This is a genomic window from Pseudomonas sp. H3_E04 (assembly GCF_054668915.1).
In genome coordinates this window covers 70,407-83,736 of sequence record NZ_CP162797.1, presented here as the reverse complement: position 1 = coordinate 83,736, position 13,330 = coordinate 70,407, and the positions used below count along the sequence as shown (strand labels likewise).

11 protein-coding genes are annotated in these 13,330 nt (G+C 61.2%); 7 read left to right on the top strand and 4 right to left on the bottom strand.

Translation table 11 applies throughout. The annotated features are described in order from the left end of the window. Positions 1 to 502 precede the first annotated feature (502 nt). The 3 genes from AB4N53_RS00410 to AB4N53_RS00400 all read left to right on the top strand — a co-directional run bounded on the left by AB4N53_RS00410 (position 503) and on the right by AB4N53_RS00400 (position 5,567). A complete protein-coding gene (locus AB4N53_RS00410) occupies positions 503 to 1,861 on the top strand; it encodes a TolC family outer membrane protein (RefSeq protein ID WP_039761048.1) in 1,359 nt (452 codons plus the stop codon). 174 nt (positions 1,862 to 2,035) lie between these two features. After that, positions 2,036 to 4,195, top strand: a complete 2,160-nt coding sequence (locus tag AB4N53_RS00405; RefSeq protein WP_073472856.1) for a type I secretion system permease/ATPase — start codon at positions 2,036 to 2,038, stop codon at positions 4,193 to 4,195. Positions 4,196 to 4,205: 10 nt separating this feature from the next. Next, positions 4,206 to 5,567, top strand: a complete 1,362-nt coding sequence (locus tag AB4N53_RS00400; RefSeq protein WP_262137898.1) for an HlyD family type I secretion periplasmic adaptor subunit — start codon at positions 4,206 to 4,208, stop codon at positions 5,565 to 5,567. Positions 5,568 to 5,685: 118 nt separating this feature from the next. Here AB4N53_RS00400 and AB4N53_RS00395 read toward each other — a convergent pair whose 3' ends face one another. Then, positions 5,686 to 6,282 carry a tRNA-uridine aminocarboxypropyltransferase gene (locus AB4N53_RS00395; RefSeq protein ID WP_460125100.1) on the bottom strand — a complete coding sequence of 199 codons (597 nt, stop codon included), beginning with the start codon at positions 6,280 to 6,282 and terminating at the stop codon, positions 5,686 to 5,688. Positions 6,283 to 6,289: 7 nt separating this feature from the next. Next, positions 6,290 to 7,183 (bottom strand): LysR family transcriptional regulator, encoded by an 894-nt coding sequence (locus AB4N53_RS00390; RefSeq protein WP_007956593.1) that lies wholly within the window; start codon positions 7,181 to 7,183, stop codon positions 6,290 to 6,292. 343 nt (positions 7,184 to 7,526) lie between these two features. Between AB4N53_RS00390 and speB the strand changes: the two genes are divergently transcribed. The 4 genes from speB (at position 7,527) to AB4N53_RS00370 (ending at position 12,003) form a co-directional block, all read left to right on the top strand. Further along, positions 7,527 to 8,477, top strand: a complete 951-nt coding sequence (gene speB, locus AB4N53_RS00385; protein WP_003222717.1) for an agmatinase — start codon at positions 7,527 to 7,529, stop codon at positions 8,475 to 8,477. Positions 8,478 to 8,487: 10 nt separating this feature from the next. Next, on the top strand, positions 8,488 to 8,910 hold the full coding sequence (locus AB4N53_RS00380) for a YybH family protein (RefSeq protein ID WP_460125098.1): 423 nt from the start codon (positions 8,488 to 8,490) through the stop codon (positions 8,908 to 8,910). 51 nt (positions 8,911 to 8,961) lie between these two features. Further along, positions 8,962 to 10,464 carry a purine-cytosine permease family protein gene (locus AB4N53_RS00375; protein ID WP_460125095.1) on the top strand — a complete coding sequence of 501 codons (1,503 nt, stop codon included), beginning with the start codon at positions 8,962 to 8,964 and terminating at the stop codon, positions 10,462 to 10,464. Positions 10,465 to 10,623: 159 nt separating this feature from the next. Beyond that, complete coding sequence (locus AB4N53_RS00370; RefSeq protein WP_460125093.1) at positions 10,624 to 12,003, top strand: sodium:solute symporter family protein; 1,380 nt, start codon at positions 10,624 to 10,626, stop codon at positions 12,001 to 12,003. A 161-nt stretch (positions 12,004 to 12,164) separates the two neighbouring features. Here the strand turns inward: AB4N53_RS00370 and AB4N53_RS00365 are convergent, their stop codons facing one another. Together AB4N53_RS00365 and ptrR are read right to left on the bottom strand one after the other, a co-directional pair. Beyond that, positions 12,165 to 12,293, bottom strand: coding sequence for a PA1414 family protein (locus AB4N53_RS00365; protein ID WP_003184145.1), 129 nt, complete (start codon positions 12,291 to 12,293; stop codon positions 12,165 to 12,167). Between the two features lie 142 nt (positions 12,294 to 12,435). Beyond that, positions 12,436 to 13,329 carry a putrescine utilization regulator PtrR gene (ptrR, locus tag AB4N53_RS00360; protein WP_460125090.1) on the bottom strand — a complete coding sequence of 298 codons (894 nt, stop codon included), beginning with the start codon at positions 13,327 to 13,329 and terminating at the stop codon, positions 12,436 to 12,438. Position 13,330 lies beyond the last annotated feature (1 nt).

The window sequence follows — 13,330 nt, the reverse complement described above, 5'->3', positions numbered from 1 at the left end:
CACAGGTTCGCGAAGCAGCCCATGGCTCAATCGGGTTGCCGGGGGCGACGCTCGCACCCTCGACAGTTCGTTTCGCAGGCCTCATTGGAAGAGAATTGTCAGCGCCATCAAGCACTTGCCAACCCTGTTCAATCCATCGACCCACTAGCGCTACGTAACGGTGGTGAATCACCCGAGTGACAAAAAAATGTCGCTCGTTTGCCGCTACGCGTCCCTCCCCTTCAGCAGTACTTCGCAGTGTCTCGCAAAGTGAATGGAACTTTCCTCAAGCCTTTTCGAGCTCCCTAAAGCGCATAAAACAAAGGCTTTCGAGCTGAACAATGTGCTGCTTTTGAAAAACCGCATAAGTTTTTTTTGGAATAAGCCTTATGAAAATTTTTTCTTAGCTACGCTCTAGGATGTTCTTAGCTCTGTTGTTACAAGAGTGAAACGCTTACACCCTAAAATTACGTCAAATATTTGGCGACGGTAACACAACATTGAGATCCAGGGAGATGCACCCATGCGCGTTTTAACCCCCCTCTGCAGCGCGGTTTTGCTGGCCATGGCTTGCACTTCCCAAGCCCAGGCGATGAACCTCACCGAGGCGATTCAGAGCACCATCGCCACTCACCCGGAACTCGCTTCGCGCGTGGACGCCCGCCTGTCTGCGGATGAACAGGTCAAAGTGGCCAAGGGCGGGTTTTATCCGTCGGTCGATCTGAACGCTGCCTACGGTCGCGGCTACAGCGACAACACCAACACCCGCGCCTTCGGTAATCACAACACCGAAATCCTCAATTACACCCAGTCCGAGCTGCGTTTGCGGCAGATGATCTTTGACGGTTTCAACACCGCCAACGAGGTCGAGCGCACCAAGGGCGTGTCCAACTCGCGTGCCTACTACGCGCAAGGCACCGCACAGGATCTGGCCCTGCGCACCATCGAGGTCTACCTCGAAGTGCTCAAGCGTCGTGAGCTGGTGACGCTGGCGAAGAACAATTTGCAGGCGCACTTGCGCGTCAACGATCAGATCGGCCTGCGCACCGAGCGCGGCATCGGCAGTACCGCCGACTCCGATCAATCGGTTGCCCGTCGGGCACTGGCGCAGAACAACCTCGACACCGCCGAAGTCGATCTGGCCGACGCCGAATCGAATTTCTACAGCGTGGTCGGACGCATGCCCGACGAACTGGAAACCCCGGCCTCGACTCGCGGTGAGCTGCCGCCGGACCTGCGTGAAGCGCAGCAGAGCATGGTCGATAACAACCCGTACCTGAAATCCGCCCAGGCTGACGTGCAGTCCGCCGAGAGCCAGTACGAAGTGGCCAAGTCGCCGTTCTACCCGCGCTTCGACGCGGAAGCGGCAGTGGGCGCGAACAACAACGTGCAGGGTGACGAAGGCCACGACAACGAATGGCGTGTCGGTGTGGTGATGAACTACAACCTGTTCCGTGGCGGCAGCGACAAGGCGCGTCTGGCGGCCAATGCGCACGACATCAACCAAGCGATGGACATCCGCAACAACGCTCTGCGTCAGCTCAACGAGAATATTCGTCTGGCCTGGAACGCCATGGAAAACGCCAAGAAGCAGACGCCGACCGCTCGCGAATATGCCGAAACCACCAAACGCGTACGCGCCGCTTATCAGGACCAGTTCGGCCTCGGCCAACGCACCCTGCTCGACCTGCTCGACAGCGAAAACGAGCTGTACAACGCCAACCGTCGCTACACCGAAATCCGCTACACCGAGGAATACTCGATGTACCGCGTGCTGGCGAACATGGGCCAGTTGCTGAGCAAGCAACGCGTGGTGCTGCCGGCCGATGCGATTGCCACGACCGAAGTGAAAAACCAGGCGCGCCTGCCCGAGTTGAAATAGACCCGTGTAGGAGCCGAAGGCTGCGATCTTTTGATCCTGATCGTTCCCACGCGCAGCAAAGGAATGCAGCCGTACGCGGGTCACGTTCAGAGCGACGTCAAAAGATCGCGGCCTTCGGCAGCTTCTACAGGGGCCGTGTTCACCTCGCATCACTGTTCAACAGAGGCAATCACTATGACCAGCATGGAACCCGGCGCCACCGGGGTCGATCCGCGCCTGAGCTTCGATGATCCGTTACTCGACGGTCTGCTGATCCTCTGCAAACTGCATGGCGCCACGGTCAGTCGTGCCAGCCTGAGCGCCGGGCTGCCCTTGAACAAACAACGCCTGAGCCTCGATCTGCTGCCCCGTGCAGCAGCGCGGGCCGGATTACAGGCGCGCTTGTTGCGCCGTGACTTGAAAGACATTTCACCGCTGAACCTGCCGATCCTGCTGCTGCTCAACGACGGCCGCACCGCTGTGCTGCGGCGGTTTGGCGAGGATGGCAAAGCCCTGCTGCTGCCCAGCGAAGCCGATGGCGGCGAGCAATGGGTCAGCCGCGAAGAGCTCAGCGAACACTACAGCGGCCAGGCCTTGTTCGCCCGCCCGCGCCACGAACTCGAAGACCTGCGCGCGCCGCTGGTGCCAAGGGTAAATGCGTGGTTTCGCGACACTCTCAAATTGTCGAAATGGCTGTACAGCGATGCGATCCTCGCCAGTTTCCTGATCAACCTGCTCGGCCTGATGGTGCCGCTGTTCGTCATGCAGACCTACGACCGCGTGGTGCCGAATCAGGCGACTTCGACGCTGTGGGTGTTGTCGATCGGCCTGCTGATCGGCACCGGTTTCGAACTGGTGCTGCGCGTGGTGCGCGCGCACCTGCTCGACACCGCTGGAAAGAAAACCGATGTGATCCTCTCGGCAACTTTGTTCGAGCGCATCACCGGCATGTCGATGAAGGCGCGGCCAGCAACCATCGGCGGCTTTGCCCAGAGCATTCATGATTTCCAGGGCCTGCGTGAATTTCTCACCGCGGTGACCCTGACCAGCCTGATCGACTTGCCTTTCGTGGTGTTGATGCTGGTGGTGATCGGCCTGCTCGGTGGCTGGCTGGTGGTGATTCCGCTGCTGGCGTTTCCGATCACGATCATCTTCGCCATGGCGATTCAGGTGCGCCTGCGCGACACCGTGCAGAAAAGCCTGAGCCTCGGCGCCGAGCGTCAGGCGGTGCTGATCGAAACCCTCGGTGGCCTGGAAACCCTCAAGGCCTGCGGCGCCGAAAGCGAGCGCCAGCACAAATGGGAAAGCACCCACGGCGCCCTCACCCGCCTCGACAGCCATGCGCGCAACCTGTCGGCCCTGGCCACCAACGGCACGTTGTTCATCCAGCAATTTTCCGGGATGGCGACGATTGTTGCCGGGGTCTACAGCATCATCGCCGGCAACCTCAGTGTCGGCGCGCTGGTCGCCACCTACATGCTCGGCAGCCGCGTGCTCGCCCCGCTCGGGCAGATCGCCGGGCTGATCACCCGCTACCAGCAAGCGCAACTGACCATGAAAAGCACCGACGCGCTGATGGCGCTGCCGCAGGAACGCGACGGCAAACAACGGCCACTGGAACGCACGCAGCTGCAAGGCGCACTGGACGTCAGCGGCGTGACGTTCCACTACAACGGCCAGAACGCACCGGCGCTAAGCGAGGTCAGCTTCAGCCTGAAAGCCGGCGAGCGAGTCGGCATCATCGGCCGCAGCGGTTCCGGCAAAAGTACGTTGGCGCGATTGGTCATGGGCTTCTACGAAGCGGAGGAAGGCCAGTTGCTGCTCGACGGCCTCGACCTGCGCCAACTGGACGTGGCTGACCTGCGCCAGCAGATCGGTTATGTCGCCCACGACCTGCCGCTGTTGGCCGGCAGCCTGCGTGACAACCTGACCTTGGGCGCGCGCTACATCAGCGACTCGCGCATGCTCGAAGTCGCCGAGCTGACCGGCGTTACCGAACTGGCTCGGCAACACCCGCAAGGTTTCGACCGACCGGTGGGCGAACGCGGGCAATTGCTTTCCGGCGGCCAGCGCCAGGCGGTTTTGCTGGCGCGGGCGTTACTGCTCGATCCACCGATCATGCTGCTCGACGAACCCACCAGCGCCATGGACAACAGCAGCGAAGATGCACTGCGGCAGAAACTGCATGGCTGGGTGCAAGGCAAAACCCTGCTGCTGGTGACTCACCGCACCTCGATGCTGAGCCTGGTGGACCGGTTGCTGGTGCTGGACAACGGCCGGGTCGTCGCCGACGGCCCGAAAGAAGCGGTCATCGATGCACTGCGCAAGGGCCGTGTCGGCTCGGCGGCGGTCTAGGAGTTACGCCATGCCAGCTACTTCCGATAGCAACAAGCGCGGCTACTTCGACAGCTTCGGCAAAAGTGCCGAGGCCGAATTCATGCCGGAAACCGCCGGCGCGGCATTGCAGGATTCGCCGCGCAAATCGCGGATCACCGTGTGGTTGGCGGCAGCGCTGCTGATCGCAGCGCTGGTCTGGGCCAAATTCGCCGTGCTCGAAGAAGTGACCATGGGCGAAGGCAAGGCGATTCCGTCGAGCAAGGTTCAGGTGATCCAGAACCTCGAGGGCGGCATCGTCACCGAGATTTTCGTTCGCGAAGGCCAGATGGTCGGCAAGGGCGACACCCTGCTGCGTCTGGATGACACACGCTTTCGCTCGAACAAGGGCGAAAGCGAGGCCGACCGTTACGCGCTGACCGCGCAGGTTGAACGGCTGTCAGCGGAGGCCGAGGGACGTCCCTTCAAACTCTCCGCCGAAGTGATCGCCAAGGCACCGCAAGTCGCCGAGGACGAGCGTTCGTTGTACGAGCAACGTCAACGGCGCCTGGCCAGCGAGCAGCGCACCCTCAGTGAACAACTGCGGCAGAAAACCCAGGAACTGGCGGAGTTTCGTTCCAAGCAAGGCCAGTTCAGCTCCAGCCTCGCGTTGTTGCAGCAAGAGATGAACATGTCGGAACCGCTGGTGAAAACCGGCGCTGTGTCACCGGTGGAAATCCTCCGTCTCAGACGCAGCGCCGTGGAAATTCGCGGCTCACTGAACGCCACCACGCTGGCGATTCCCCGGGCCGAATCGGCCATTGCCGAGATTCGCAGCAAGATCGACGAATCCGAGCAAACCTTCCGTTCCGAGGCTGCCAAAGAGCTGAATGAGAAACGCACCGACCTGTCGAAAATCACCGCCTCGAGCATCGCCATCGACGATCGCGTCAGCCGCACTACGGTGACGTCGCCGGTGCGTGGCGTGATCAAGCAGATGAAGGTCAACACCATCGGCGGCGTGGTCCAGCCGGGCAGCGACATGGTCGAAATCGTGCCGCTGGAAGACAACCTGCTGATCGAAGCAAAAGTCCGCCCGCAAGATGTCGCGTTCCTGCATCCGGGCCAGAAAGCCATGGTCAAGTTCAGTGCCTACGACTACACGATTTACGGCGGGCTGAGCGCCAAGCTCGAGCTGATCGGCGCCGATACGATTACCGATGACAAGGGCAACAGCTTCTATCTGATTCAGGTGCGCACCGACAAGAATCACTTGGGCGGCGATGTGAAACCGCTGCTGATCATCCCGGGGATGGTGGCGACAGTGGACATTATTACCGGGGAGAAAAGCGTTTTGGATTACCTGCTCAAACCGGTGTTGAAAGCGCGGACCGAGGCGATGCGCGAGCGCTAGTGATCTTTGAATTGCGGTGATTGATCTGGCGCTTTCGCGAGCAGGCTCGCTCCCACATTTGGGATGCGTTCCCCTGTGGGAGCGAGCCTGCTCGCAAAGCGGCCCGCACAGACAATGATCATCTGTCGCCATGATTACGCTGGAAAGTCTCCTCCCCCATCGCCGCAATCTGCCCTTCGATCAGCGCTTCAAACGGCTTGAGCAACGGCGCAAACGTCGTCGGCGCTTCGAGGGTTTCCAGCGCCTGCACGATCGCCTCGATAGTCGATAGCGCCCCCGGCGCCGGTGCTTTGCGCAGGCGATAGCGCGACACACCGCCCTCGGCGAGGGTCACCCGTGGCAGCGCCGCCAGCAGCGGATTGAGGTGCAGCATCTTGCGCGCCTTGCGCCAGGTGCCGTCCGGGACGACCAGCAACATTGGCTGATCATTCGCCGCGTAAACCTGCAGCGGCTGCGCATCTTCAGCCGGAAACAACAGCCGCGCCTGATAGCCCGGCCGGTTCAACAACGTCGGCAAATCCTCGAACACCTCACCCACAATCAGCTCGGCATTGGTCAAACCCAGCGCCGCCAGTCGCGCGGTATTCAGGGCGTGGCTGACCTCGCCGGGATGCTGCAGCACTAACACGCGCGTGCGGCTGTCGAGGTGCGGAATCAATGGGCACAGGCAATGGGTCTGGGGGCGCAGGCAGCGCGGGCATTGTGGTCGGGACATTTTTTTATCAAGCCTGATTGAGCTGCGCTTTAAGCAAATCGCGGAAGGTCTGGATCAGCGGCTCGCGGCTGCGGCCCCTGCGCATGATCATCGAAAACGGTGCCTGGTAACCGAAGGTCGCTGGCAGCAGAACGCGCAGATCGCCCTTGTCGGCCCAGGCCTGCGCGTAGTGCTCCGGCAGATAACCGATGTAGGCGCCGGAGAGCACCAGAATCAGCTGCGCTTCCATGCTTTCCACGGTCGCGGCGCTGTGTTTGAAACCATGCCGGGCCAGTTCCGCCTGACTCCAGTAACCGCGCCCGACCATCCGTTGCTGGGTGATGACCTGCTCGGGGATGCGCCGCTCGTTGAACAACGGATGACGACTGCTGCAATACAGCCAGTGCTGCTCGCGGTACAGCGGCATGTAGACCAGACCGCTCATGCGCGTGGAAAACGCACCGATGGCCAGATCGAGGCGATTGTCCTGCACGCCGAGCTGCAATTCGTAAGGGCTCATCACCGACAAGTGCAGATGCACCGCTGGGTGTTCCTGACTGTAGGCGCCGATGGCTTCGGCAAATGGCAGGGCTTTGTCGCTGACCGTCGAATCGATCACCCCGAGGTTGAGCGTGCCGCGCAGTTCGCCCTTGAGCGCGGCGGCGTACTGCTCGAAGCCTTCAAGTTCGGCGAGCAGGCGCAGGGTTTCCTGATGGAACAGCTCGCCCTTGCTGGTCAGGCTGAACCCGCCGCGCCCGCGATGGCACAGCACCAGACCCAACGCGGCTTCGAGCTGGCTCATGTAGGTGCTGATCGCCGAGGTCGACAGGTTGAGTTCCTGCTGCGCATTGGCAAAACCCTGATGGCGCACAACGCTGACGAAGATGCGCAGGAGTTTCAGGTCGGGTAAGGCGTTGGCCATTTCTGCTCCGGTCATGAGGTAACGCGCAATGCACAGTTCGATGGAGATCATATTGTGGGAGCGAGCCTGCTCGCGAAGGCGTCGGGTCAGTCGCCATCGAGGTTGACTGTCATGCCCTCTTCGCGAGCAGGCTCGCTCCCACAGAGTGAGATCTTCAGAGATTCCAGTGGTGCGAAGTCTAAGCCGCTGGTTGGCATTAGTTTAGAAAAATCTGAACTAAGTTTTTGCCCGTAGCGATTCTTCCCCGCCACTACATTTCGCATCATCGGCCCCACAGCGGCGTGCGAACCTGTGCTCAACGGCGCGCCGGCATAAATAAAACAAAGACGATGAGGCCCTACCCGTGGACAAGATTCTTCACCAACCACTGGGCGGCAATGAAATGCCGCGCTTCGGCGGCATCGCCACCATGCTCCGACTTCCCCATGTACCGACCGCTGCCGGCCTCGACGCTGCCTTCGTTGGCGTGCCGCTGGACATCGGCACTTCGCTGCGCCCCGGCACCCGCTTCGGGCCGCGCGACATCCGCACCGAATCGGTGATGATCCGCCCGTACAACATGGCCACCGGCGCCGCACCGTTCGACTCGCTGTCGGTGGCCGACATCGGTGACGTGGCGATCAACACCTTCAACCTGCTCGACGCCGTGCGCATCATCGAAGAAGCCTACGACAACATTCTCGAGCACAACGTTATCCCGATGACGCTGGGTGGCGACCACACCATCACCCTGCCGATCCTGCGCGCGATTCATAAAAAGCACGGCAAGGTTGGCCTGGTGCACATCGATGCCCACGCTGACGTCAACGATCACATGTTCGGCGAGAAGATCGCCCACGGCACCACATTCCGTCGTGCCGTCGAAGAAGGTCTGCTCGACTGCGACCGCGTGGTGCAGATCGGTTTGCGTGCCCAGGGCTACACCGCCGACGACTTCAACTGGAGCCGCGACCAGGGTTTCCGCGTGGTGCAGGCCGAAGAGTGCTGGCACAAGTCGCTGGCGCCGCTGATGGCGGAAGTGCGCGAGAAGGTCGGTGGCGGTCCGGTGTATCTGAGTTTCGACATCGACGGCATCGACCCGGCCTGGGCGCCCGGCACCGGCACCCCGGAAATCGGCGGCCTGACCACCATTCAGGCGATTGAAATCGTCCGTGGCTGTCAGGGCCTCGACCTGATCGGTTGCGATCTGGTAGAAGTCTCGCCCGCTTACGACACCACCGGCAACACCTCGCTGCTGGCCGCCAACCTGCTGTACGAAATGCTCTGCGTACTGCCTGGCGTGGTTCATCGCTGAGGGTCGGGTCATGCACGCACGTGATCAGGTTTTGCACGCGGCCGCCGAGTTGGTCGCCGCGTTTGCGCGTAACGATCGCGAAGCTTACTTCGGCGCATTCAGCACCGATGCCAGCTTCGTTTTCTACACCCTCGAGCAGCCATTGTTGTCGCGCGATGCCTATCAGGCGTTGTGGGACCGCTGGCGCGCCGAGGATGGATTCGAGGTGCTGTCGTGCACCTCGAGTAACGCCTTCGTCAGCCTGCAGGGTGACGTGGCGATTTTCATCCATGACGTGGCCACCGAGCTGCGCATGCAAGGGGAGCAACACTTCAGCCAGGAGCGCGAGACGATTGTTTTCAGAAAACAAGCGTCGAGCCTAGAACAACAAGGCCTATGGCTGGCCTGTCACGAACATTTGTCCGCAATGCCGGAAGGGCTGCCACCCCCTTAGCCAATGGTGACGCTCACGCACGATGAGCGCGCCTGATGATCGGAGCAGATCATGAATAACAACAACAACGAAAAAAGCCTTAGCAGTATCGAAACAAACGGGGTCGAACAGATCCCGGATCATGAGCGCGACGCCCGACCCAGCGACCTGTTTCGCTTGATCTTCGGCGGCGCCAATACGTTTGCCACCGCTGTGCTCGGCAGTTTCCCGGTGCTGTTCGGCCTGTCGTTTCAGGCCGGTGTCTGGGCGATTGTGCTGGGTGTGGTGGTCGGTGCGCTGATCCTCGCGCCAATGGGCCTGTTCGGCCCGCTCAACGGCACCAACAACGCCGTGTCTTCCGGTGCGCACTTCGGCGTGCACGGGCGGATTGTCGGTTCGTTCCTGTCGCTGTTGACGGCGATCGCGTTCTTCTCGCTGTCAGTGTGGAGCTCAGGTGACGCGCTGGTCGGCGGCGCCAAACGCCTCGTCGATTTGCCGGAAACCGACCTGACCCTGGGCCTGGCCTACGGTCTGTTCGCGCTGCTGGTGCTGACCGTGTGCATCTACGGTTTTCGCATCATGCTGTGGGTCAACCGCATCGCCGTGTGGGCCGCGAGCCTGTTGTTCCTGCTCGGCATCTTCGCCTTCGCCCCTGCTTTCGACAGCCACTACGCCGGCAGCGTGGCGCTGGGTCAGGCCGGGTTCTGGGCGGCGTTCATCGGCGCAGCGCTGGTGGCGATGAGCAACCCGATTTCCTTCGGTGCATTCCTCGGCGACTGGTCGCGCTACATCCCGCGTGAGACACCGAAGGGCCGGATCATGCTGGCGGTGATCGCCGCGCAACTGGCAACGTTGATCCCATTCCTGTTCGGCCTCGCCACCGCCACCATCGTCGCGATCAAGGCGCCGGACTACATCGCCGCGAACAACTATGTCGGCGGCCTGTTGGCCGTGTCGCCGAGCTGGTTCTTCCTGCCGGTGTGCCTGATTGCGGTGATCGGCGGCATGTCCACCGGCACCACGTCGCTGTATGGCACCGGCCTGGACATGTCCAGCGTGTTCCCGCGCGTGCTCTCCCGCGTCAAGGCGACCTTGCTGATCGGCGTGCTGTCGATCGCTTTCATCTTCATCGGCCGTTTTGCGGCGAACCTGGTGCAAAGCGTGTCGACCTTCGCCGTGCTGATCATCACCTGCACCACCCCGTGGATGGTGATCATGATCATCGGCCTGCTGGTGCGGCGCGGCTTCTACTGCCCGGATGACCTGCAAGTGTTCACCCGCGGCGAACAGGGCGGACGCTACTGGTTCAACCACGGCTGGAACTGGCGCGGTCTGGGGGCGTGGATTCCGAGTGCGCTGGTCGGCCTGTGCTTCGTCAACCTGCCGGGGCAGTTCGTCGGCCCGCTGGGCGAACTGGCCGGTGGCATCGACATCAGTTTGCCGGTGACATTGGGCCTGGCGTCGGTGGTGTATCTGACGCTGCTGCGCCTGTTCCCCGAACCTCGGGAGGTGTTTGGGCCGACGGATGTGCGCAGCGAAGCCGCCATAAAACCTCAACTGCGTCAGGCCGCCTGACACCCATCCCCTGTGGGAGCGAGCCTGCTCGCGAAAGCGATCTGTCAGTCACATCTTTATTGAATGTGCGTGCGACTTCGCGAGCAGGCTCGCTCCCACAGGAAGCCTTGCAGACCCCATTTGCTTGACCATAAAAAAGACAATCGGAGACACGCCATCATGGCTTTGGATTTATTCGTCGTACTCATTTATGCCGCTGCGATGCTGATTCTCGGCTACTACGGCATGCGCAAGGCCAAGACCCACGAAGACTATCTGGTTGCCGGGCGTAATCTGGGGCCGTCGCTGTACATGGGCACCATGGCAGCAACCGTCCTCGGCGGCGCGTCCACGGTCGGCACGGTCCGCCTGGGTTACGTGCATGGCATTTCCGGTTTCTGGCTGTGTGCGGCACTGGGTTGCGGCATCGTCGCGCTGAACCTGTTCCTCGCCAAACCCTTGCTGAAACTCAAGGTATTCACCGTCACCCAGGTCCTGGAGAAGCGCTACAACCCGATGGCGCGCACCGCCAGTGCGACGATCATGCTCGCTTACGCGCTGATGATCGGCGTGACCTCGATTCTGGCGATCGGCACCGTGCTGCAGGTATTGTTCGGTCTGCCCTTCTGGGTCTCCATACTGCTGGGCGGCGGCATCGTGGTGATTTATTCAACGATCGGCGGCATGTGGTCGCTGACCCTGACGGATATCGTCCAGTTCGGCATCCAGACGGTGGGCCTGATGTTCCTGCTGCTGCCGATCTGCCTGTACCGCGTCGGTGGCTGGGATCAACTGGTCGCGCAACTGCCGGCGGCCAGCTTCAACTTCACCAGCATCGGCTGGGACACGATCATCACCTACTTCATGATCTACTTCTTCGGCATCCTGATCGGCCAGGACATCTGGCAACGCGTGTTCACCGCTAAAAGCGAAAAAGTCGCCAAGTACGCCGGCACCTCGGCCGGGATCTACTGCATCATTTACGGCCTGGTCTGCGCCTTGATCGGCATGGCTGCGCATGTACTGATTCCGGATCTGGACAACGTCAACAACGCCTTTGCCGCCATCGTCAAAGTCTCGCTGCCTGACGGCATCCGTGGCCTGGTGATCGCTGCTGCACTGGCGGCGATGATGTCCACCGCCAGCGCCGGCCTGCTCGCCGCGTCCACCACCCTGACCGAAGACCTGCTGCCGAAACTGCGCGGTGGCAAACAGTCCAACGTCGCGGTCAGCCGTCTGTTTACGCTGCTGACGGGGATCGCGGTGCTGGGCATTGCTCTGGTCGTCAACGACGTGATCAGCGCGTTGACCCTGGCTTACAACCTCTTGGTCGGCGGCATGCTGATTCCGCTGATGGGCGCGATTTTCTGGAAGCGTGCGACTACCGCCGGGGCGATCAGCGCGATGACGCTAGGCTTTATTACGGCGCTGGTGTTCATGGTCAAGGACGGCATGGATGCGAACACGCCGATCTATTACAGCCTGGGTGTCAGCCTGGTGAGCTTTGTACTGGTCAGCCTGTTCTCGCCGCGCCCGGCGACAGTGGCAACTGCGGTGTGAATCAACGGTAACGACCTGATGTTTTCTTCAACGGGTGTGGCGTCGGTGGCCACACCCGTTTTTTTTGCCTGATGAAAAGCAAAAGATCGCAGCCTTCGGCAGCTCCTACCCTTTGTAGAAACTGCCGACGGCTGCGATCTTGAAATCTCTGATCGCAGGTATTAACGGCGACGTGGCTGGCGTCGACGCTGTTCGTCGTCCGTGCGAATCGGTACCGGTTGCAGAGGCGGTTCGATCAAACCGAGGGCAACTCCCAAATCGTGCAGCCAGTTCTGGATTTTCTCTTTCATCGTCATGCCCCCTTCAGGGTGGTGCTGAGCAGCCGGAATTCTGAGGCCGCTTCGCACTGATAATAGTCCGAAGTCCTACGCAATGCGCGGCCAAATCCGCAATGATCTGTTACTGAATTGAACAGAAACTGTTGTGTTTGGTTCACGCTGTTTCACGTACTTCATGCAAAGCCACGGGATAGACCGCTTGCTGCACGTCGATCCAGGCATTCAGGTTGGCCCCGGCCATGCCCTTGCGCCACATGAGCCACGTTGTCGCACCCGCGAACGGCTCGGCCAACGGATGCACCGCAACGCTCTCACGACCTGGCAAGCTGGCGAGCATCGACTCGGCCATCAACGCGACACCACTGCCGGCGATCACACAGGCGAGCATGCCCTGATACGACTCGATCTCCATCGGCCGGCCCATCGCCGCGTGGTAATGAGAGAACCACGCTTCCAGACGCATGCGATATGAACAGCCCTGACGGAAGGTGAATACCGAACGCCCTTCCACGTCGCGCGCGGTGCGTACCGGCGGATGATCGATTTCAGTGATCAGCACCAGCCGCTCCTCGCACAGCGGCACGCCATCGAGCCCGGCCAATTGCAGCGGACCGTCGACCAATGCTGCGTCGAGGCGGCCGGTGAGCAACCCTTCGAGCAATTCCCCGGTCGGCGCCGATTGCACCTGCAAATTCACCATCGGGTATTGCTTGTGATAACGCGCCAGCAGCGCCGGCAGATGGATCGCCGCCGTGCTGTACATGGTGCCCAGCACGAAATCCCCAGCCGGTTGCCCGCCCATCACTGCCGCGCTGGCCTGATCACGCAAAGCGAAGAGTTTGCCGGTGTAGTCGAGCAAAACCTTGCCCGCCGGCGACAACTGCAAGCGCTGTCGTTCGCGGACGAACAGTTCGACACCCAGTTGCTCCTCGAGCTGTTTCAGGCGCGTCGACAGATTTGATGGCACGCGATGCAGGCGCTCGGCGGCGCGGGTGATAGAGCCTTCCTCGGCGACCGCCTGAAATATCCGCAGTTGGCTGAATTCCACT

Coding starts and splice junctions, on each gene's coding strand:
- AB4N53_RS00375 (WP_460125095.1), top strand. CDS start 8,962: ATGAATAACAACAACAACGAAAAAAGCCTTAGCAGTATCGAAACAAAC.
- AB4N53_RS00365 (WP_003184145.1), bottom strand. CDS start 12,293: ATGAAAGAGAAAATCCAGAACTGGCTGCACGATTTGGGAGTTGCCCTC.
- AB4N53_RS00400 (WP_262137898.1), top strand. CDS start 4,206: ATGCCAGCTACTTCCGATAGCAACAAGCGCGGCTACTTCGACAGCTTC.
- AB4N53_RS00405 (WP_073472856.1), top strand. CDS start 2,036: ATGACCAGCATGGAACCCGGCGCCACCGGGGTCGATCCGCGCCTGAGC.
- AB4N53_RS00395 (WP_460125100.1), bottom strand. CDS start 6,282: ATGTCCCGACCACAATGCCCGCGCTGCCTGCGCCCCCAGACCCATTGC.
- AB4N53_RS00380 (WP_460125098.1), top strand. CDS start 8,488: ATGCACGCACGTGATCAGGTTTTGCACGCGGCCGCCGAGTTGGTCGCC.
- AB4N53_RS00390 (WP_007956593.1), bottom strand. CDS start 7,183: ATGGCCAACGCCTTACCCGACCTGAAACTCCTGCGCATCTTCGTCAGC.
- AB4N53_RS00410 (WP_039761048.1), top strand. CDS start 503: ATGCGCGTTTTAACCCCCCTCTGCAGCGCGGTTTTGCTGGCCATGGCT.
- AB4N53_RS00370 (WP_460125093.1), top strand. CDS start 10,624: ATGGCTTTGGATTTATTCGTCGTACTCATTTATGCCGCTGCGATGCTG.